At 54.1% G+C, this 19,993-nt stretch carries 22 protein-coding genes and 1 tRNA gene; 10 read left to right on the top strand and 13 right to left on the bottom strand.

Going from position 1 to position 19,993, the window contains the following annotated elements; translation table 11 throughout:
* The first annotated feature begins 73 nt into the window (after window positions 1-73).
* A complete protein-coding gene (locus V0288_RS07025) occupies window positions 74-367 on the top strand; it encodes a hypothetical protein (protein ID WP_422661925.1) in 294 nt (97 codons plus the stop codon).
* Window positions 368-382: 15 nt separating this feature from the next.
* Here the strand turns inward: V0288_RS07025 and V0288_RS07020 are convergent, their stop codons facing one another.
* Window positions 383-1,564: a TRC40/GET3/ArsA family transport-energizing ATPase gene (locus tag V0288_RS07020; RefSeq protein WP_332864340.1), complete on the bottom strand. Its 1,182-nt coding sequence runs from the start codon at window positions 1,562-1,564 to the stop codon at window positions 383-385.
* A 59-nt stretch (window positions 1,565-1,623) separates the two neighbouring features.
* On the opposite strand from V0288_RS07020, the gene V0288_RS07015 reads away from it, so the two are divergent.
* A complete protein-coding gene (locus V0288_RS07015) occupies window positions 1,624-1,797 on the top strand; it encodes a hypothetical protein (RefSeq protein WP_332864339.1) in 174 nt (57 codons plus the stop codon).
* On the opposite strand, the gene panD is transcribed toward V0288_RS07015, so the two are convergent.
* Window positions 1,776-2,198, bottom strand: a complete 423-nt coding sequence (gene panD / locus V0288_RS07010; RefSeq protein ID WP_332864345.1) for an aspartate 1-decarboxylase — start codon at window positions 2,196-2,198, stop codon at window positions 1,776-1,778. The two genes, V0288_RS07015 and panD, sit on opposite strands and share 22 nt — an antisense overlap.
* A gap of 37 nt (window positions 2,199-2,235) precedes the next feature.
* Between panD and V0288_RS07005 the strand changes: the two genes are divergently transcribed.
* Window positions 2,236-3,060, top strand: a complete 825-nt coding sequence (locus V0288_RS07005) for a DUF3598 family protein (RefSeq protein WP_332864338.1) — start codon at window positions 2,236-2,238, stop codon at window positions 3,058-3,060.
* On the opposite strand, the gene V0288_RS07000 is transcribed toward V0288_RS07005, so the two are convergent.
* The 5 genes from V0288_RS07000 to rimP form a co-directional block, all read right to left on the bottom strand.
* Window positions 3,053-3,640 carry a low-complexity tail membrane protein gene (locus tag V0288_RS07000; protein ID WP_332864337.1) on the bottom strand — a complete coding sequence of 196 codons (588 nt, stop codon included), beginning with the start codon at window positions 3,638-3,640 and terminating at the stop codon, window positions 3,053-3,055. The genes V0288_RS07005 and V0288_RS07000 overlap by 8 nt on opposite strands.
* Before the next feature lie 115 nt (window positions 3,641-3,755).
* Complete coding sequence (infB, locus tag V0288_RS06995; protein ID WP_332864336.1) at window positions 3,756-6,809, bottom strand: translation initiation factor IF-2; 3,054 nt, start codon at window positions 6,807-6,809, stop codon at window positions 3,756-3,758.
* 106 nt (window positions 6,810-6,915) lie between these two features.
* On the bottom strand, window positions 6,916-7,188 hold the full coding sequence (locus tag V0288_RS06990) for a YlxR family protein (RefSeq protein ID WP_332864335.1): 273 nt from the start codon (window positions 7,186-7,188) through the stop codon (window positions 6,916-6,918).
* On the bottom strand, window positions 7,185-8,381 hold the full coding sequence (gene nusA, locus V0288_RS06985; RefSeq protein ID WP_332864334.1) for a transcription termination factor NusA: 1,197 nt from the start codon (window positions 8,379-8,381) through the stop codon (window positions 7,185-7,187). The genes V0288_RS06990 and nusA overlap by 4 nt, the downstream gene beginning before the upstream one ends.
* 37 nt (window positions 8,382-8,418) lie before the next feature.
* Complete coding sequence (gene rimP / locus V0288_RS06980; RefSeq protein WP_332864333.1) at window positions 8,419-8,880, bottom strand: ribosome maturation factor RimP; 462 nt, start codon at window positions 8,878-8,880, stop codon at window positions 8,419-8,421.
* 314 nt (window positions 8,881-9,194) lie between these two features.
* Here rimP and V0288_RS06975 point away from each other — a divergent pair, with 314 nt between their 5' ends.
* From V0288_RS06975 to V0288_RS06955, 5 genes are all read left to right on the top strand, one after another.
* Complete coding sequence (locus V0288_RS06975) at window positions 9,195-9,773, top strand: TetR/AcrR family transcriptional regulator (protein WP_332864332.1); 579 nt, start codon at window positions 9,195-9,197, stop codon at window positions 9,771-9,773.
* 206 nt (window positions 9,774-9,979) lie between these two features.
* A complete protein-coding gene (locus tag V0288_RS06970) occupies window positions 9,980-10,579 on the top strand; it encodes a glutathione S-transferase family protein (protein WP_332864331.1) in 600 nt (199 codons plus the stop codon).
* Window positions 10,580-10,725: 146 nt separating this feature from the next.
* Window positions 10,726-11,733: a pyridoxamine 5'-phosphate oxidase family protein gene (locus tag V0288_RS06965; protein ID WP_332864330.1), complete on the top strand. Its 1,008-nt coding sequence runs from the start codon at window positions 10,726-10,728 to the stop codon at window positions 11,731-11,733.
* Between the two features lie 63 nt (window positions 11,734-11,796).
* Complete coding sequence (locus tag V0288_RS06960; RefSeq protein WP_332864329.1) at window positions 11,797-12,447, top strand: cupin domain-containing protein; 651 nt, start codon at window positions 11,797-11,799, stop codon at window positions 12,445-12,447.
* 143 nt (window positions 12,448-12,590) lie between these two features.
* Window positions 12,591-13,004 carry a nuclear transport factor 2 family protein gene (locus V0288_RS06955; protein ID WP_332864328.1) on the top strand — a complete coding sequence of 138 codons (414 nt, stop codon included), beginning with the start codon at window positions 12,591-12,593 and terminating at the stop codon, window positions 13,002-13,004.
* Between the two features lie 54 nt (window positions 13,005-13,058).
* On the opposite strand, the gene V0288_RS06950 is transcribed toward V0288_RS06955, so the two are convergent.
* From V0288_RS06950 to glgA, 6 genes are all read right to left on the bottom strand, one after another.
* On the bottom strand, window positions 13,059-14,729 hold the full coding sequence (locus V0288_RS06950; RefSeq protein WP_332864327.1) for a phosphatidylglycerol lysyltransferase domain-containing protein: 1,671 nt from the start codon (window positions 14,727-14,729) through the stop codon (window positions 13,059-13,061).
* Window positions 14,730-14,759: 30 nt separating this feature from the next.
* Entirely contained in the window at window positions 14,760-15,674 is a 915-nt protein-coding gene (locus V0288_RS06945) for an alpha/beta hydrolase (RefSeq protein WP_332864326.1), read from the bottom strand.
* Window positions 15,671-16,489 carry an alpha/beta fold hydrolase gene (locus tag V0288_RS06940; RefSeq protein WP_332864325.1) on the bottom strand — a complete coding sequence of 273 codons (819 nt, stop codon included), beginning with the start codon at window positions 16,487-16,489 and terminating at the stop codon, window positions 15,671-15,673. Before V0288_RS06940 ends, V0288_RS06945 begins: the two co-directional genes overlap by 4 nt.
* A gap of 435 nt (window positions 16,490-16,924) precedes the next feature.
* A complete protein-coding gene (locus V0288_RS06935) occupies window positions 16,925-17,398 on the bottom strand; it encodes a hypothetical protein (protein ID WP_332864324.1) in 474 nt (157 codons plus the stop codon).
* 42 nt (window positions 17,399-17,440) lie between these two features.
* Window positions 17,441-17,569: a hypothetical protein gene (locus V0288_RS06930; protein ID WP_332864323.1), complete on the bottom strand. Its 129-nt coding sequence runs from the start codon at window positions 17,567-17,569 to the stop codon at window positions 17,441-17,443.
* Window positions 17,570-17,648: 79 nt separating this feature from the next.
* Window positions 17,649-19,127: a glycogen synthase GlgA gene (gene glgA / locus V0288_RS06925; RefSeq protein WP_332864322.1), complete on the bottom strand. Its 1,479-nt coding sequence runs from the start codon at window positions 19,125-19,127 to the stop codon at window positions 17,649-17,651.
* Between the two features lie 288 nt (window positions 19,128-19,415).
* On the opposite strand from glgA, the gene rplS reads away from it, so the two are divergent.
* Both rplS and V0288_RS06915 read left to right on the top strand, forming a co-directional pair.
* On the top strand, window positions 19,416-19,778 hold the full coding sequence (gene rplS / locus V0288_RS06920; protein ID WP_332864321.1) for a 50S ribosomal protein L19: 363 nt from the start codon (window positions 19,416-19,418) through the stop codon (window positions 19,776-19,778).
* Window positions 19,779-19,856: 78 nt separating this feature from the next.
* A tRNA-Trp gene (locus V0288_RS06915) sits at window positions 19,857-19,929 on the top strand.
* Window positions 19,930-19,993: the final 64 nt, after the last annotated feature.

Genomic DNA, 19,993 nt, shown 5'->3' with positions numbered 1-19,993 from the left:
CCTGCCTCCTGCCTCCTGCCTCCTGCCTCCTGCCTCCTGCCTCCTGCCTCCTGCCCCCTGCCTCCTAAATCTTATGAAAGCGTTTGTTCGAGAAAATATTCTTTACATCGATTCTGAATCCCTACCGGCTTACAAAAAAGGCGGCTCGATCGTCCGCAACAGTTTCTACTGGGCGCTGAGATCGATCGCCTGTCACGCGAGAAAGGGAGAGGATTGGGAATTCGATCCCGAAGTTTGGATCGCCCTATCGCGGATGTTACTCTGTTTCGCCGCTTCCGGTTATCTCGGTCACTCGGAAACGATACTAGAGTTCACCCCCGATCATCCTATCCCCGATGAATTGCGATCGACCTCCACCTATTTATAATCGATCACCGTCGGATTAAACGGCCTGAAAGCGAATTTTCAAGTAATCCTCTTCCATTTTCGCGCCCGCGGGATTCAGCGCGGCGAGAGCCTGGGGTAATACCAAATTCCGACGGTGATTGCCGATCCGGATATTCAACTCGTCCCCCGTTTTATTCAGTTGTACCTGCTCCTTCGGTACACCGGGTAAATATAGCTCCAGACTATAATTATTCTTCTCCTGAACCACGCGAACCGTGGTTTCCCGGTAATACACCTGTGTCGGATCTTCATCCTCTTGAAAAAGAGTATTCTTCAATCGGATCAGCGCGTCGATCCCGCACATTTCCTCCGAATAAAGCGGCACTTCCTTCACCGGGAGCGGGTGGAAATTATCGTGAATTTCCTTTTTATATGTTTTTTGATTGTCTTTCCAGCGTTGGAAGAAAGGATCGGTGACTTCCTCGGGAATAATCCGGTTCGCGATAATTAAATCCGTCGAGACATTGTAGAGACTGAGATAAGCGTGGGCGCGCAGGGATTCTTTAATCACCATTTTTTCGGGATTCGTCACCAATCGCACCGAGGTTTGGGTATTATCGGTCAAAACCTTCTCTAACGCCTCGATCTGCTCGTAAAACTCGTAGGGAGCGTCCATTACCTCCTTATCGGGTAGGGAAAAACCGGCGATCGGCCGGAAAATCGGCTCGACGATCGGCCGCAACGCGACGGACATCCCCTGTAACGGTTTGTAAAATCTTCTCATGTACCAGCCGCTGACCTCTGGCAGACTCAGCAACCGTAGAGCCGTTCCCGTCGGAGCGGAATCGATAATCAGCACATCGTAGGTTCCCTCGTCGTAGTGGCGTTTCATGCGAACTAAGCCGAAAATTTCATCCATCCCCGGTAAGATCGCCAATTCTTCCGCCTGAACCCCGTCTAAGCCTCTGGCTTGCAATACCTGCGTGATATACCGTTTTACCGCTCCCCAGTTGCCTTCCAGTTCCATCAGCGCGTCGAGTTCCGCCCCCCAGAGGTTCGGCCGCACCAGCCGGGGATCGTGACCTAATTCGAGATCGAAGCTATCCGCGAGCGAGTGAGCGGGATCGGTACTGAGAACTAACGTTTTATAGCCGAGTTCAGCGCAACGGAGTCCTGTAGCGGCGGCGACGGAGGTTTTCCCCACGCCCCCTTTTCCGGTCATGAGAATTACACGCATGGGGGTTTTTCTTAAGAAAATTTACATTACTTATCTATTATGGCGGGAAAGTTAACCGATTGACCTCGATCGATGGAAAACACCGGGAGGTAGGAGTCAGGAGTCAGGAGGTAGGAGTCAGGAGTCAGGAGTCAGGAGTCAGGAGTCAGGAGTCAGGAGGAAACAACAATATATATTCTTTCTCCATCTCCTCATCTCCCTCACCTCCCCATCACTCCGTTTCTTTGCTATAAAACTCCACTCCCTGTCCGTCGGCGCGGGGGATGAGGGTTTGCTCGAAAAACTGCTGACATCGATTCTGTTCGTCGGCGACGAGGACTTTCGCGAGATGTCCGACTTCTAAAACGTCCTGTCGATCGCGCTCCTCGTAAGCGTAGATAATTAATGTGTCTCCCGGTTGGCAGAGTAAGGCGGCGCCTCCGTTGGGACAGACTTCCCCCTCCTCGCCGGGGAAAACGTAGGTAGAGAAACGTTTACCGTTATCGAGGTTGACGATATCGACCTCTTCTAGCGGCAGGATACCCACCCGATCGAGCAACGCCCGATCGATGGTGATACTCCCGATATAATCAACATTAGCGGCGCTCACGCGGACTCGGTGTAGTTTAGCGTGCATGAGTCGAATTTTTCCCATCGATCCTGTCCCGTTGCCTCCAGTCGCTGTCAAAATTATGCTCTCACAGTGGGAATATCTTTTCAAAAATCTCGGTGAATGGCAAGGATCTTTCACTCGTTTGTTACCGCGGGGGGAGTTTCTCGAAGATACCCCGACGATCGTTTCCTTGGAAAGTCGGAACGAGGGAAAAACACTCCATCAGGTCGTTCGTCGTCTCCACCCCGATCGCCCTCCCGAAGATTTAATTTTAGAATATAGTTCGCTCAATCAAAGTATTCTATTCGGCCAAACGGGGGCTTTCTCACAGGGTTCTCTCTATTTTAGTTCCTTTACCGCGGGGTTCGGCGCGGAATTCGGGTTGCTCGACGGGGAAAGAAGGGCGCGATTGGTTCAATTTTTTAACGATCGCTCCGAGTTTGCACAATTAACCTTAATCCGAGAGAAATTAGCGGGATCGGAGCAACTAGAAAGATCTCCGCTCACGGTAGAACAATTACTCGGCGAGTGGCGAGGTCAGGCACAAACGACGGGTCGCGACTGGTATACTTCTCCCCCCTTCCCTACCCGTTTAACGATCGCCCGCCAGGACGAAAACCATCTTTCTCAAACCCTGACTTTCGGGGATGGTTCGATCTCCTCGATCGCCCGGATCGACGGTTCCCGACTCCTTTTTGAAAACAGTCCGCTCTCGGTACAGGTTTTACTCCTTGCCGATGGCGTTTCCTGTAATACTCCCCTGAAAATCGTTCCGGGTCATCGTTTCGTGTTAGAAATGGGCTGGTTACTCTCCCCCACCCGTCGCCAGAGGCTCGTTCGTTCCTACAACGAGAAAGGGGAATGGACCGGTATCACCTTCATTAGCGAGGAAAAGGTTAATTAGCCTCTATCGGTGGGAGGATTTTATTTACTTTCAGACCGAACAGGGTAAAGAGTTGGAGAATGCGATCGACCGTGACGGGTTCGATCTCCGTCCAGGTTCGATCGTTGGTAACTAAGACCGCGAGAACACTCAGGGGAACCTGTAGGAAGAGATGGGCGAGCAATAAGGCGATAGCGGCGATCGATAGCCCTAACAATCGCCATTGCGGGAAATATCCGGCGACCGAGGCGGCGAGGGGCGCGTATCGGTACACCTGCCAGACGATGGCGAGGAATAAAACCGTTCCGAGAATGGTGATCGCTCGGTGACGGGGACGTTTGAACAGGGAGAGAATTTTCAGTTGTTCGGGGGTGAGGCGATCGGGTTTCAGGGCGACGATCAGCAGGCTGAAAATATCGAAAGGCCGGGCCCACTGCATCCAGGTGATCGGCACGACGGCGATCGCGATTAAAAATATCCATTCGGGCCAGAAAAACGGCAGGGGATCGCCGATCGCCAATCCCACCCAAGCGATCTGTAAAAATAGAGGAAACGCGGCGATTCCCGCGAGATGAATCCAAAGAAAAGGTTCTGATTTCATAATTTTGCAGGCAGGAGGCAGGAGGGGTCAGGAGAAAGGGAAGGAATCATGAAGTAGCCTTTTCCCTTTTACCCTTCTCCTTTTCCCGAAAAACTCCCCATCTCCCTATCTCTCGCTAACTGGATAAAGTACGACGTTTCATCACCATATCGTAGGCTTCGATAATGTCGCCTTCTTTCCAGTCGTTGAACTTGGAAATCCCGACCCCGCACTCGAAGCCGGTGTTGACCTCTCTCGCGTCTTCCTTCATCCGTTTCAGGGAATCGAGAACACCTTGATAGAGAATCTCTTTGCCCCGGCGCACTCGCGCGAACTTGTTCCGTACCAGTTTCCCGGATTGCACGTAACAACCGGCGACGGCCCCGCGACCGACGGGGAAGACGGCGCGCACTTCGGCTTGTCCGAGGGGTTCCTCGATCTCTTCGGGATCGAGGAGACCTTCCATCGCCCCTTGGATGTCGTCGAGAAGCTTGTAGATGATATTGTAGTCGCGAACGTCCACGCCCTCCCGATCGGCGGCGGAGCGGGCCCCGCTGGCGAGGGTGGTGTTAAAGCCGACGATGACGGCTCCACTGGCGGCGGCGAGATCCACGTCGGTCTCGGTAATCTCTCCCGCGGAGGCGAGGAGAACGCGGATCTGGACTTCGTTCTGCGGCAGTTGTTGGAGCGAGCCGAGAATGGCTTCCACCGACCCCTGTACGTCCGCCTTCAGGATGAGGTTGAGTTCCTTAAGCTGTCCTTCTTGGGCTTGGGCCGATAGGGTGCTGAGGCTGACGCGACGGGAGGATAGGGCCTGTTGTAGTCGGGTGTTGCGACGCTCGATCGATCGCTCGTCGGCGATCGCTCGGGCTTCTTTCTCGCTCGCGTACACGTCGAACTCGTCCCCGGCGGCGGGTACATCGCTCAATCCCAAGACCTCGACGGCGAAGGACGGGGTGGCGGCATCGACTTTCGCGCCCCGATCGTCGATCATCGCCCGGATTTTCCCGAAGACCGCGCCCGCGACGATCGAATCGCCGACTCTCAACGTTCCGTTCTGGACGAGAAGGGTGGCGACCGGCCCGCGGGCCCGATCGAGGTTGGCCTCGATGACCGTTCCTTTCGCCAGTCGATCGGGGTTGGCCGAGAGTTCTTCCACTTCCGAGACGAGCAGGATCATCTCCAACAGGTTATCGAGATTCTGCCCTCTTAAGGCGCTGACGGGAACCATGATCGTTTCGCCACCCCAATCCTCGGCCACGAGACCCTGTTCGGTGAGTTCCTGTTTAATGCGATCGGGGTTAGAGTCGGGTTTATCGACCTTGTTAATGGCCACGACGATCGGCACTCCCGCCGCCCGCGCGTGCGAGATCGCTTCCCGCGTTTGCGGTTGTACCCCGTCATCGGCGGCCACCACCAACACGGCGATATCGGTGACTCTCGCCCCGCGCGCGCGCATGGCGGTAAAGGCTTCGTGACCGGGAGTGTCGAGGAAGACGATCTGTTCCGGTCTGCCGTTATGCTCCACATCGACGTGGTACGCGCCGATATGCTGGGTGATCCCGCCGGCTTCTCCCTGGGCCACTTTGGTCTTGCGGATCGAGTCGAGGAGGGTGGTTTTCCCGTGATCGACGTGACCCATGATCGTGACCACCGGGGGACGGCGCTGGAGATTTTCCAGATCCGACTCGTCGAGCATTTCCGTGGTTTTGGTCGCGGCGAAGCGTTCGCCGGGGGCCTCTACCGTCACGCCCAGTTCCCCCGCGATCAACTCGATCGTGTCCACGTCGAGCGTTTGGGTGATATTGACCGCCATGCCCTTGAAAAACAGAATTTTGATAATTTCCGTTTCGGGAATTTTCAGGGCTTCCGCCAGATCGCGAACGGTGAGACTGCCCTCGAGGACGATGCTCTCCGGACGGGTTTCCTCTTGCACTTCCCGGCGATCGACTCTCGCGCTCCGACGCTCGGTATCCGGTTTTGTCGGTCGTTTGACCCGTACCGTTGAAGCGGGAGTGATGGCGGTGGCCGCTTTCGCCGAGGGGGGTTTCGGGGGGCGCGCCGTCGAGAGGCTGAAACTCGGCGCATTTAGGGAAGCGTTGAGTTCCGCGTCTAGGTCCTCATCATCCTCGAACAGAACCTGCGATTTTCGCTTGTTTTTGCCCGTTCCTTTGGCGACTTTGACGGCTTTTCTTTCTTCTTCTTCCTCCTCTTCCCAACCGGCTTTCTTCCCGGGACGAATCGGGGACGTGGGACGTTTGACCTTTATTTTGAAGGGTTCGTCTGTTCCCAGGGTCTCGATCCGGTCCGACTCGTCGGGGGTTCCTCTGGCCGCCGCACCCGGTTCCGCCGTCGTGGTTTTGGCGGGAGCGACGGGACGGATCGACGGGCGCTTGAGTTCGGGGGTCGGCCGGACTTCTTTGGCCGGTTCGGCGGTTCGGGCGGGTTTGTTGTCGCTTTTTAACGTTAACGTCGGTTTTTCAGGTTTTTCCCCCGTTACCCGTCGTTCCGTTTCGCGGGAGGGTTTTTCGCGCCCGTCGCGCCGCGGTTTCTCGGCGTTACCGGCGGGAACCGGCGGGGCGGCGCTCGATTTTCTCGGGGATTCGGGAGGACGGGGCGGGGCGGCGGGGGCGGCGGCGAGCGAGGGCGGGACGGGAGGCGTGGCAACTTTCGCCTCTTCCGCGATCGGCGCTACCGTTTCTCGGGACGCGTCCGGACGGCTGGGAGTTTTCGGGGGATTTAGGGGAGATTTCGGTAAAATCTGGGGAGGGGAGGAATTTACTCCGTTGTTCTCTTCGGCCACGTTGACAACTCCGACGACTGGGCTGACGGGGGAGGTTTGCGGTTGAGCGGGAAGACGGGGAGGATTGATGAGCGCGCGGGGGGCGGGTCTCGTGTCCGGCTGTCCCTCGCTCTCGGAGGTTCGATGGTGTTTGACCGCTAAAATCTGTTGTTTTCGTTCGAGCATCGGACGGGGGGGAGAGACTTCCCGCGCCGGACGGGTTTTCGGTGTACCGGTAGGCCGGTACTTAGCCGCGCTCGCTCTAACGCGATCGGCATCTTCTTCGCTGATGGTGCTACTGTGGCTCTTGTACTCGATATTTAACCGATCGCAGATCGCCAATAGGTCTTTGTTGTCTAGATTCAATTCTTTTGATAAATCGTAAATTCTGAACTTCGTGTTACTCATCCATTATCCCCCAGCTACAGTATTTTGGATTGTCTTTTTCGTGTCGAGAGTGCCGAATTGTTTTCCCCATTTCTATGCTAACGATTTTGTTCCCCGATCATCAATCTTATTTCTCTCCCGTTCCCGTGTCGCTCAGTCGTTGGCGGAGCGTTTCGTAGAGCGACTCGGGAACGTTGGCCTTCAGGGCGCGACCGAGGCGATTTTTCTGTTTGGCGAGTCGTAGGCAGGAGTCGGTGGGGCAAAGATAGGCCGATCGCCCCATGCCGCTATCCAATTGTACCTGTCGCGATGGATGTACCCGGACGATCCGCCAGAAGGACTCTTTCGGACCGACCCGGCGACAACTCGCGCACCGTCGATAACCGATCGCCCGTTTCATTCCGATTCTAGATCGCTATCCGGGCCGTCCGGGTCGATCGGGGCTTCCACCGCGTCGGGATTATATTTAGCGATGTCCTTGATATCGATCTTCCAGCCGGTCAATCGCGCGGCGAGACGGACGTTCTGACCCTCTTTCCCGATCGCCAAACTCAACTGATCCTCGGCCACCAACACTAACGCCTGTCGTTCGTCGGCGTTGGTCAATAACACCCGATCGACCCGCGCCGGACTGAGCGCGTTGGCGATATAGGTGGCGGGATCGGGCGACCAGCGGATCACGTCGATTTTTTCGCCGCGGAGTTCGTTAACTACCGCCTGAATCCGCGATCCCCGCGCGCCGATACAGGCACCCACGGGATCGACGTCGCGTTCTAGGGTATCGACGGCGATTTTCGTGCGCGCGCCGACGTGACGCGAGGGGGGATTGGCCTCCCGCGCCACGGCGACGATCCGGACGATTTCCTCCTCGATTTCCGGCACCTCGTTGGCGAACAGGTAGACGACGAGACCGGCCGCGGCCCGGGACACGATTAACTGCGGCCCGCGATGCGATCCCTCGCGCACTTTTTTCAGCAGGACTTTAAAGGTGGTGTTGGCCCGATAACTATCGTTGGGGAGTTGTTCGCGTTTGGGTAACTCGGCTTCCACTTCCGGCTGTCCGTAGGCGCTCTGTACCATGACGATCACCGCCTGGCGCTCGAAGCGGGTGACGCGCGCCTGTAAAACGGTGTTTTCTAGGTCTTGGAATTCCTCCTGAATCAGTTTCCGCTGGCCGTCGCGGAGTTTTTGCAGGAGAACCTGTTTGGTTTGGATCGCGGCCATCCGGCCGAATTCTTTCTGATCCGGGGTGACATCCAGGACGACCTCATCGCCTAATTGCGCCTCGTCGGCCACTTCCTGCACTTCTTTGAGGCCGATGTGGTGGTCGCTGTTGGTGACTTCCTCGACGATGGTTTTGGTGGAGAGAATCCGGAATCCCTCTTCCTCGACATCGAGTTCCACGTCGAAGTTATCGAAGTAGTCCTCGTGAAATTGCGCCGCTTTTTCCAGGTTCTGGGCGCGACGGTAGCGCTCGTATCCTTTGAGTAAAGCTTCCCGAAGGGCTTCCTGTACCGCGCTTTTCGGTAAACTGTGCCGTTGACTGATCTCCTCGATCATGTCTTTTAAACCGGGCAAATTAACGAGTGCCATCTCTTATTTCTCTCCTTACGAGCGGTATTCAATTGGTTTAGCGTCGATCGTCCAATCGCACGCTGACGATCGAGGGACGGGCCAGTTCGAGCGCCCGTCCTTTTTGGTTGAGATAAATCGTTCCCTCGTCCCTTCCTTGCAGTTTTCCCCGCCACTCTTTGGTTCCCCCGTCTTCCTCTCGCGTCGTGACGATCACCGCAAATCCTTTAAAGGTGGTAAATTCTCGATCGGTGGTCAGTTGCCGGGAGATGCCGGGGCTAGAGATCTCTAACACGTAAGCCCCCGGCAAGATCTCCGCGCTGTCTAGGGCGGTTTCTAAAGCGCGACTCATTTTCTCGCAGTCCTCTAACCCGGTATCGCTGTCGAGGTTCCGGATATCGACGCGCAGGACGGGAGGCCGTTTATTGGTTTGAAAAACGATCTCGACAATTTCCAGTCCTAGGTCGCGGGCGATGGGGTTGGCTATCTCGAACAGGGCGGGGATCAGAGGGTGAGTCATATTGACGGGCAATAAAAAAAGCGGGCGGAACCCACTTCCCTAAAGGTTTTAGTGATGGGGTAGGTAGTCGGGATGTCTACCTAGTTACAGTTGCCAGTATAGCAAAAAAGGGGAGTGGGGAGCGGGAGGCGGGGAACGGGGAGCCGGAGGTCAGAGGGGGCGGGAGGCGGGAGGTGGGTTTTTGTCCCGAGTCGGAGCTTCCCTCCACAAACTTTTCTCTTCCAAAGGGGGGCTTGTAACCCGTCGGTTTCCCGTCAACTATTTTTTTCGATCGCCCCCTTGACACTTTACCTATCAGTAGGTAGGATGGTGTTATGAAACAGACAGACACCAAAACCCAGATCCTCGATGTGGCGCAAGAGCTTATCCAACGCGTCGGCGTGAACGGGATGAGCTATCAGGACATCAGCGAGCGCGTGGGCATTCGGAAAGCCAGTATTCACACCCATTTCCCGAAAAAGGACGATTTACTGGCCGCCCTACTCGATCGATATAACGGTCGATTTCTGCGTGTCGTGGACGGGATCTGGGATTCGGGCGATTCCCCGGAGGGGAAACTGCGGCGTTACTGCGGTCTGTTCACGGCCACCCTCGGCAGTGGCGACGGCGATAAAGCCTGTCTCTGCGCCATGTTGGGAGCGGAGTTGGCCAGCCTGAACCATCCCTCGATCGAGCGCGTCCGGGGTTTCTACGAGGCGAACGAGGAACGGCTAGAGAGACTACTAGAATCGGGCCGTCAGGACGGGAGTTTCCGTTTCGCCGGCGAGACGCGGGCGATGGCCTCGCTGATCTTCGGAAGCCTAGAGGGCGGTATGTTAGTCGCCAGGGTTCAGAGGGGAGCGCCCCAACTGCACGAGACGATCGAACAGTTAGTCCGTTTGGTCAAAGGCTAATTTTTTTACCCGTTAAACATCCAATTAGTAGGAAGTTAGAATAATGACAACGATCGGGATTTCGGGTACGGGACGGATGGGGGTTCGGCTGGCGCGAATGTTCGCCGGTAAGGGAGAGACGGTGATTCCGCGGTCGCGGGGATCGATGCTCGAATTCTAGATTTAGAGCCTTTCAAACAAAAGTAAACTTAAAAGGAGCCAAAACAATGATTAAACTCTACGGACACGAATTATCGGGCAATAGCTATAAAGTTCGCCTTTTCTTGGAGCTTTTAAACCTCGAATACGAATGGATTCGGGTGGATCTGATGAAAGGGGAACACAAATCGCCGGAATACCTCGCTTTAAATCCTTTCGGACAGGTTCCTCTATTGATAGATGGGGATACGCGATTAGCGGACGCTCAGGCGATTTTAGTCTATCTAGCGGGGCAATACGGGGGCGATCGCTGGCTGGCTCTCGAACCGTTACCCCTCGCGCGCGTGGTTCGTTGGTTATCGACGACCGCGGGAGAAATCCGTCAGGGGCCGGAAAGCGCGCGGCTGTACCATCTTTTCGGTGCGACGGGTATCGATATCGATCGGGCCTACCAGAAAGCCGAGTATATTCTGACGTTACTGGATAAGCATCTTAGCGATCGGGAGTGGTTAGAGTTCGATCGACCGACTATCGCCGATATCGCCGTTTTTCCCTACGTGGCTCTTTCGGGGGACGGCAAGATCGATCTCGCTCCCTATCCCAATGTAGTCGCCTGGATCGATCGGATCAAACAACTTCCCGGTTACGTGCCGATGGCGGGATTGTAAGTGCGGGGGAGTCAGGAGTCAGGAGTCAGGAGTCAGGAGTCAGTAAATCGTTAATAAACAGTCCAAAATACCTGAAAACTCGAATTTAAAGATTCTTGACTCCTTTATCAACGAAAATATCGAATTTCCACGCGAGGCATATAACTATGGCAAATAATCCGGGATGGGAGCGGGAGGAATCGCCCTTTCACGCGGGGGAATTGGCGATACAGGAGCGCTTCGGACTGCGGGAGCGCATGGATAGGCAAGGACGACGGGTAATCCGCGAATATCTCCCCGAACAACACCGACAGTTCTATTCTCAACTGCCCTATATACTGGTGGGGACGGTGGACGCGGACGGGCATCCCTGGGCTTCGATTCTGGTGGGGAAACCGGGCTTTCTCTCGTCACCGGACGATCGAACGTTGCGGGTGATGAAGATGCCGCTTTCCGGCGATCCTCTGGCGGAAAATCTGGAAAATGGCGGGGATATCGGCCTTCTCGGCATTGAATTACACACCCGTCGCCGGAATCGTTTAAACGGAACGATCAGAAATCTATCCGCGGATGGATTCGAGGTACAAGTCGGGCAAAGTTTCGGCAACTGTCCGCAGTATATTCAAGCGCGGGCGTTCGAGTTATGGGAAAACGAATCGGAATCACCGAAACCCGTCTATCGGGTCGAAAATTTCGGGGAACGGGAACGCGCGATGATCACCGCGGCCGATACCTTTTTTATCGCGACCGCTTATCGGAACGAATCGGCCGCGCGGGGAGTGGACGTTTCCCATCGCGGGGGGAATCCTGGTTTCGTTCGCGTCGATGATTCCCGAACCCTAACGATTCCCGACTTTTCTGGCAATTTTCATTTCAATACCTTCGGGAACCTGCAATTGAACCCGCGCGCGGGGCTGATTTTTATCGATTTCGATCGAGGCGATCTTCTTTATCTGACCGGAACCGCTACCGTAATATGGGAGGGCGCGGAAATTCGCGAATACGCGGGCGCGGAACGGTTACTACGCTTTCATCTGGAAAAAGGCTACCGAATCGAGGGCGGTCTTCCCCTACGGTGGTCGGAACCCGAATTCTCGCCGTTTTTAGACTCGAAGCGATGGCTCGTGGAGTCAGGAGTCAGGAGTCAGGAGTCAGGAGTCAGTAATCGGGGGTAAACAAGCCTCTATAGGTTTTTATGGGCAATGAAATCGCTGTATTCTAGTATTTTAGAGGAAATTATGAAACTTCATGCGGATTTTAGTCAGAGGGTCGTGGTATCTAGCGAGGAACTCCCCTGGATCGATTCTCCCCTGGTGGGGGTACGACGGCGAATGTTGGAACGGGACGGGGAGGAAGTGGCGCGGGCGACCTCGATCGTGCGTTACGAGGCGAATAGCCATTTCTCGGCGCACACGCACGGGGGAGGCGAGGAATTTTTCGTACTGGAAGGCGTTTTTTCCGATGAGAACGGGGATTATCCCGCGGGAACCTATATACGAAATCCGGTCGGTTCGACGCACAGCCCGTTTAGTCGGGAGGGTTGCACGATACTGGTCAAATTATGGCAGATGTCGCCGGACGATCGCCAACGGGTATCGATCGACACCACGCGGGCGCTTTGGGTTCCCGGATTGGTGGAGGGATTGGAGGTTTTGCCGCTTCACGCTTATAAAACGGAGAATATCGCGTTAGTACGCTGGGAAAGCGGTACTTACTTTCAATCTCACGGACATCCGGGAGGGGAGGAGATTTTTGTTTTAGAGGGAGTTTTTGAAGACGAGTTCGGTAGCTATCCGAAAGGAACCTGGATTCGGAATCCGGCCGGTAGTCGTCATACTCCCTTCAGTCGGGAAGGTTGCCTAATTTACGTCAAAACTGGGCATTTGTAGGAGAATTTATCGTAGGGTGAGTTAGCAAAGCGTAACCCACCGAAAAACGCGACGCTTTTCGGAAATTTAAGGATTTCGATCGAACCCCCCGGTCGCGATTCGCGCTGTAATCAATCGGTATAAACGGTAATCGAGGAATTTTTATGGAAAGTAAACCGCCTTTTCCCCCGTTCACGCTAGAAACCGCTAGAGCGAAGGTACAAGCGGCCGAAGATGCCTGGAATACCCGCGATCCGGAACGGGTCGCCCTAGCCTACACCGAAAATTCCGAGTGGCGCAACCGGGCGGAGTTTTTCAGCGGACGGGCGGCGATTAAAGAGTTTTTGAAACGGAAATGGGCGAAAGAATTGGATTATCGTTTGAAAAAAGAACTGTGGTGTTTTCTGGAGAATCGGATCGCGGTGCGGTTCGAGTACGAGTGGCACGATGATTCGGGTTTCTGGTATCGTTCCTACGGCAATGAAAATTGGGAGTTCGCGGAAAACGGTTTAATGATGCGTCGTTTCGCGAGTATTAACGATGTGCCGATTCCAGAGTCGGAACGGAAGTTTCGGTAAAGGGGATAGCGGCTATCGTCTATCGATCGAAAAAACGGTAGGCGATGACGGCATTTACGAACCCGGTTTAAAATAATCTAGCAGTCGATCGCCGGAATCGGCCCGGATTAACGCGACGACCACTTCCGGTAAAACCCGATGACTCGGATAGATCAGATAGCGCGGTTCCCAACGGGGATGAAACTTCGCTTTATAGGTATGTAATCCTTGAAAGTTATAAAACTGGTTTAAATGTTTATATAAATAAGCGAGAACTTTTTCCAATCGGTTCGCGTTCGGGGTTTCGCCGACTCCCGCGAGCGCGGACAGTCCGAAGTTAAAGCTATCGTAGCCTTTTTCTTTGAAATTCTGCAACATCGACAAAATCAAGAATTCCATCGTCCCGCTTTCGAGATCTTTTTTAAATCGCATGAGATCGATCGTGATCTCGTTCAGTTGATATTCGGGAACCACGTTCGCGAAAGCGATTATTTCCCCTCCCGCTGTTTCCACCGTGGCGATCGAACAATCTTTCAAGTATTCATGATTAAACCAGCCTAGAGAGAATTTTTTTTCCGATCCCCGCACGGTTTGTAACCATTCATCGCTAACCACTTTTAAACGGGATAGGATCTCATCGGCGATCGGGGGATCGTAAAATCGAACCGCGTTACCCTGTTTGGTAAAGCGGTTAATGATGTTACGCTGGTTTTTATTCGATTTGCCCTGTAAACTAAATTCTTTTAGATCGATAATCGCTTCCTCGCCGATTTTTAAAGTCTGAAACCCCGTCCTCCGGTACAGTTCCAGATCGTCCGGAAGCACTTGATAGAAGGCGGGATACCAATCGTTTTCTTGACAGAATTGAACGAACGCGGTAATCGTTTCTTGTCGTTCGTTATCCGGGCCGATCGGATCGCCGAGGGCGATCGCCCCGCGTCCTTTGGGAACGTAGGCGATAAAACTTTGACCGGAAGGGCTAAAAAAATAAAATTTATCCTCGAAAAGAGTGAATCGAGCGAGGGAAGATCGCCCGTATTTTTCCGCGATATCTTTCGCCCTCTCTCTTTGAATTCTCGTAGCGGGTGAATCGTGAAGGATCACGGGACGGAAAAGGGTAAAAAGAGCGTAGAGTGAAGTAACCGCGCCGATGATATAGATGGAATCCGCGAAAAACTGTCCGAAACGGGTTTTCGGGCTGAGTCCCGCGTTATCCTCGGTGAAAAACATGGCGAGGGTTTGTTGTAGCGCCTCGAAAAAATTGTAATTGATGTGATAGTGGGTATCGAGAAGGTAGAATCCCACCGTCCCGTAGGCGATAGTAAAGAATAAAGCGCCGATTAAGACGCGAACCCCTTGGGCGATCGAGGGACGGTCCGATCGGGCTGTGAACGCTTTTCGCAGTAAGAGTAACTGGATTAACAGTACCCCGGAAATTAGCCCCTCCTCCACGTCCAATCCTTTGACTAAATGGGAGAGAATCGAGATAATGAGGAGAATAACCGTGAGTAACCACGCTAGTCGTTTTCTGCGCGATAAATTGAGCGCGAGGGTCAGGAGAAAAAAGCCGCTTAACGCCGCGAAGAGATGCCCGTAATGACGTACCTCGATCGAGAAAATTCCATCGATCCGGGCGATCCGATCCGCTAAACCGGGAGTGACCGCCGAAAATACATTGATAATGCCGACGATCGCCGTTAATAGCGCGGTCGCCCGAATGCCGATTACAGTCCTTTTCGATAACACGGGGGTTGGAACGAATAGTTAACTTCCTATCTATTGTTGTAACGCCTGTTTAAATTGTCGTCCCACGTAGGTTAAAGAATCGAAAGAATGTTTGTGTATATAGTTCCACCCGTAATCGGGCCCGCTGATCCCGTGACCGCCGGGGAAAGCGTAGAAAACATTCTGCACCCCTAATTTATCGAGAATCTGATGAAAGCGTTGACTATCGGCGAGGAAATCGGGATCGGCCTGTCCCGCGTCGATATAGATCCGCGCGCATTGTAGTTTCGCCTTGGGAATCGTCCGCACGAAATCGATCGGGCTGTTGGCGGGGCCGCTATCGTCGGTAAAATAACCGAGATGGCTGAACAGGACGCAGAAATGATTTAAATTTTTCAAACCGATATTCACCGCGCCCCATCCGCCGGAGGATAAACCACCGATCGCCCAGAGTCGGGGATCGTCGTAGGTACGATAGCGGTATTTTACTTCTTTTACCAACTCCGAGCCGATTAACGTGCCGATTTTCCCGTTCGGCCCGTCATAATAATCGGGATCGAATAGGGGACTCGACCCCCGTTTATCGTTCCCGTCCGGGGTGATAATAATCGCTTCGGGCAGTTTACCCTCGTCGTACAGTTGATTCAAAACGGGGATCAGTCCGTATTTATCCACCCAGGCGCGTTGATTGTCGTGTCCCCCGTGGAGGAAAAAAATCACCGGGTAACGTTTTTTGGGGTTTTTGTCGTAATCGCGGGGGAGAATCAAGCCGTACTGTCGGGTCGTTCCCATCGCCGCACTCGAAAAACTTTTCATTTGAAAATCCAGTCCCGTCCCCCGCGCGGACGTGTCGGGGCGATCGAGTTGCGGCGCGCCCGCTACGAACACGTACCAATAGCCCGTGCCGGCTAGAAGGGTGACTGTCAGCGCGCCGATTCCGAGGAGCGATTTCCAGTTAATTTTCATAAAGTAGATACCCAACGATCGATCGCGGCGTTCACTTGTTCGGCTTGTTCGGCTATCAGTAAATGACCCGCTGACGGTAAATGTAAATGTTGCCCCCGTTGAAAATGACTCACGAGATCGTCCCCCATATCTTTCGAGAAAGAGGGATCGTTTCCCCCCGTGATCGCGAGTACCGGAATTTGAAAAACAAGGCTGTCCGGATAGCGATCGAAAAAATTATAACCCTGGAAAATTTCCAGCGCGTCATACGCGTGAATGTCTTTCGGGATCGGACTCTCTCGGAAAAAGCGATCGAGGCGCGGGTCGCGATAGGTGGTCGAGACGGCATTACTCAGAGATTGCAGGCCCGGCAGATGAAAAAGATGTCGTCCCACCCACTTCAGCGCCTTCATCATGGGAATCTCCCACCACGGGTCGAGATCGTGGGTTCCCCCCGCGACCAATACCATCCCCTTGACCTCGTTGCGATTCGCCCACTCCAAGCCCAAGGGAACCCCGTAGCTATGACAGCAGAGAATGGGTTCGCGGATGCCGTATTTTTGGAGGAGACGGGTGAGATCCCGGCAGTGTCGCCCCAGGGAATAGCGATGGTAAGGGGTAGAATCGCCGTGACCCGCGAGATCGTACACGAGAACCTCCCGCCCTCGATCGGCGAAATACTCGTACTGATCGCGCCAGTTAAAGCGATTTCCCAGTCCCCCGTGCAGAAAGACCATCGCGGGATCGGTTCCCCCGTGATGGCAAACTTTTAATCGAACATTCGCTCGTAATTGAACGAATCTACCGATGAGTAGATCTTTGGGTAGTCGGCTCATGGATCGCGTCTCTTATCCATACGCTCAGGGTACTTTACCGATATGACGAACGCGTGTTTTTTCGATGTCGATCGTTGGCAGGGGGATCGGATAGGCGGACCAGCGAGCCAAAAAGCTCGTGTAACCGGGAATACAGAACTTCGATCGGAAAAAAGAGGGGTCATCGTCGTCACGGGACGGGGAGACGAACGGGAGGCGGTACGGGACCTGAAATCGGGAGCGGCCGACTATCTCGTGAAGGGCGACCTAACGTCGGTTTCCCCGTGTGCCGGCATTCGATAGATAAGAGATCGCGCGACAACTCTCGCGATCGAAACAACGGGCCTCGATCGTCGCGGAAATCGCCCTACGGGTACGGCAATCCCCGGATCTTGACGAGGTACTGACGGCGATCGCGCGGGAGGTTCGGCAATGTCTCCAGGCCGATCGGGCCGTTTATCTCTTTCTCCCCCGGCGTTTCCCGGTTAAGAACAGCCCTACAGTCCCGATTCCTATAGGATTAGGAGTAATGCCCGCTACCGTCAGAGTTAGAGAACCGCTATTATCGGCGGCGATCGAGGATAGTTTAGCGTATTGCCTCCCTTCAATCCAGTTCAACGGGTTATTTTCCGCAAATCCTTCGCCCGTTGCCGTCCCGCTAATCGAACCGACAGAAAAGAGAGCGCTATAGTAACCCGTGTACGCGTAGAGGTCGTATCTGCCGTTGGGAGTTAATCCCGCGAGGGTGACGGTCGCGGCCGTGGTATCACCCTCATTTTTAATCGGTCGGGTTCCTAATAGCGCGTTCGGTAGGGGATTATTCTTCGGCACCAGATTACTGAACGTTCCCGTGAAGCCACTCGACGAGATACTCGCGGGAGAGGTCGTCCCGTTAGAGAATCGTAAATCGCTAACGGAACCTAAACCCACGTTGTTCCAGAACGTGTTAGCGATCGGGTCGGGAGCGACCCCTCAACCGGTATACTCGCCGTTAACATTCAGGTCAATAACTGCCGCATTCGCCGAACTCGCGAGAGACCCCCCGGACAGGCCGAGAGCGAGACAGATTCCCGAAGCGGCGATCGAGCGTTGCATTGACATCCTGAACTTCTCGAAAAACGGTTTCGAGCGCAATTCTAGCGGCCGGAGCGAGAAATAGCGCGGCCGCCCGTCACAATTTCTACTTGTGGCGGATTAAATCGTACAATTTCACGTACTCTTCGCCGGGGTCGTGCCAAGAATAATCGTATTCCATGCAGCGGATGGCGAGTTTTTGGAATTTTTCGGGCTGGGTGTACCAAAGCTCGAAGGCGCGTCCCATGGCCGATTCTAGCGCGTTAGTATCCGTCTCGTAGAAAACAAAACCGTTACGGTCTTCGGGGGCGTGATTCTGGTCGTAATCGTAATCGAACACCGTGTTCACCAGACCGCCAACCCCGCGCACGATCGGAACCGTCCCGTAGCGTAAACCGATCATCTGCGTCAGTCCGCAAGGCTCGAAATTACTCGGCACGACGATCATATCCGAACCCGCGTAGATCAGGTGGGATAACTCCTCGTTAAAGCCCAACTCGATATGTACGTCGGGATTACTATTGAGATGGTTTTTCTCGTGCCAGAACCAAGTATTAATCAGCGCTTCCGTCGCCGAACCCAACAGGACGAACTGACCGCCGCGCGCGAGCGTGTAGTAGATAGCGTGATGGACGAGATGCACCCCTTTCTGGTCGTCCAAACGTCCCACGTAACAAACGAGGGGTTTTTCGGGAGCGTCGCGTAACCAGAGTCTTTCCCGCAGGGCTTTTTTATCGCGGGCTTTTTCCGAGAAACTATCGACCCCGTAAGGCGCGGGAATAAAGCGATCGCTCTCCGGATTCCAGACATTATAATCGAGACCGTTGAGAATCCCCGTGAATTTGTGCTGGTGCTGGTGGATGGTGTGACCTAACCCGTAGCTAACATCGGTGTGATGGGCCTCCCACGCGTGATGGGGCGATACCGTATTGAAATAATTCGAGAAAACGATGCCCCCTTTCATGAAATTCAGCACGAAAGGATTGAAATTATCCCGCATTCGGGAATAACTGAAGTAATATCCCTCGTTATACAATCCCGTCGCGTGCAAAATTTCCGGGCCGCCGAATCCCTGGTGTTTGAAATTGTGAATCGTGTACAGGAGTCGCTGGGCCCACATCCCGTGATGTTTGTAGATCTCGAAAAGAAGGGGGGCGACGAGACCGGTCTGCCAGTCGTGGCAGTGAATCACATCGGGACGTTTATTGCTTTTCAGTAAAAATTCTAAAGCCGCCTTGCTAAAAAAGGCGAAACGCATATTATCGTCGTTACAACCGTAATAAACCCCGCGATTAAAGAAATTATCCCCGGAATTCGGCTGGATAAAGAAACACAGACGACCGTGTACCCACCCGCAGAACACGTTACAATGAATCGCCCCACCGTACCAGGGAACCCAGAGATCGCGATAGGCCTCGTGTAGACCCCAGATCTGGTCGTAGCGCATACAATCGTACATCGGCAGGATGATCTCGACGCAATGCCCCCGGATCTCTAACTCTCTACTCAGTCCGTAAACCACGTCCCCTAGCCCCCCGGCTTTAATCACGGGGGCGCATTCCGAGGCAATCTGGACAATGTACATAACTACTCCACGCGTTCGATCGACAAGTCAGGTTAACGGTTTTTCACACGAGTATACAGTTTTCCGCCCCGGAATTGTTGCCCGCCGGCGGGGATGGGGAGATGGGGGGATAGGGAGACGGGGAGATCGTGCGGGGGTAAGGGAAAAAAGCTTTCTTCATCCTTTCACCTTTACCCTATTACCCTTTCACCTCCCTCGCCTCCCGCCCCCGAAAAAAAATTCCCCTCCCCCCTATTCATCGATCGGTTAATACGGTATAGTAAAAAATTGTGAGTTTTACGAGAAACGATGAACGCGGAAGAGATTATCAGATCGATCGAATCCGAGTTTCTCAAAAGCGATCTGCCCACGATCCATGTCGGTGACACGGTGAAGGTCGGGGTGCGGATCGTCGAGGGAGATAAAGAACGGATTCAGCCCTACGAGGGGATCGTCATCGCCAAACGCAACGGCGGCATCAACGAGACGATCACCGTCCGGAAAATCTTTCAAGGGGTAGGAGTCGAGAGGGTTTTCCTCCTCCACTCGCCCCGGATCGCCAGTATCAAAGTCATCCGTCGGGGTAAGGTACGCAGGGCCAAACTGTACTACCTCCGCGATCGGGTCGGCAAAGCCACGCGGGTTCAAGAACGTTTCGATCGTCCCCTGTAATGTTCCGAGAGCGGTATCCTCCCCTTTCGAGCTAAGTGGTCACAAACCACGCTATACTAAAATGAAAGTAGCGAACGTGCGCTCTTAGTTCAGTTGGTAGAACGCAGGTCTCCAAAACCTGATGTCGGGGGTTCAAGTCCTCCAGGGCGCGTTTGGGCAAACCCAACCAATAGCTCGAATCCTCGGAATAGGGATGGTGTCCGCGATTGGGGCGC

It is taken from the genome of Pannus brasiliensis CCIBt3594 (assembly GCF_036688125.1).
GTDB lineage: Bacteria > Cyanobacteriota > Cyanobacteriia > Cyanobacteriales > Microcystaceae > Pannus > Pannus brasiliensis.
Note: the sequence above shows the minus strand (reverse complement) of the source record. Positions and strands in the feature narration are given on the sequence as shown.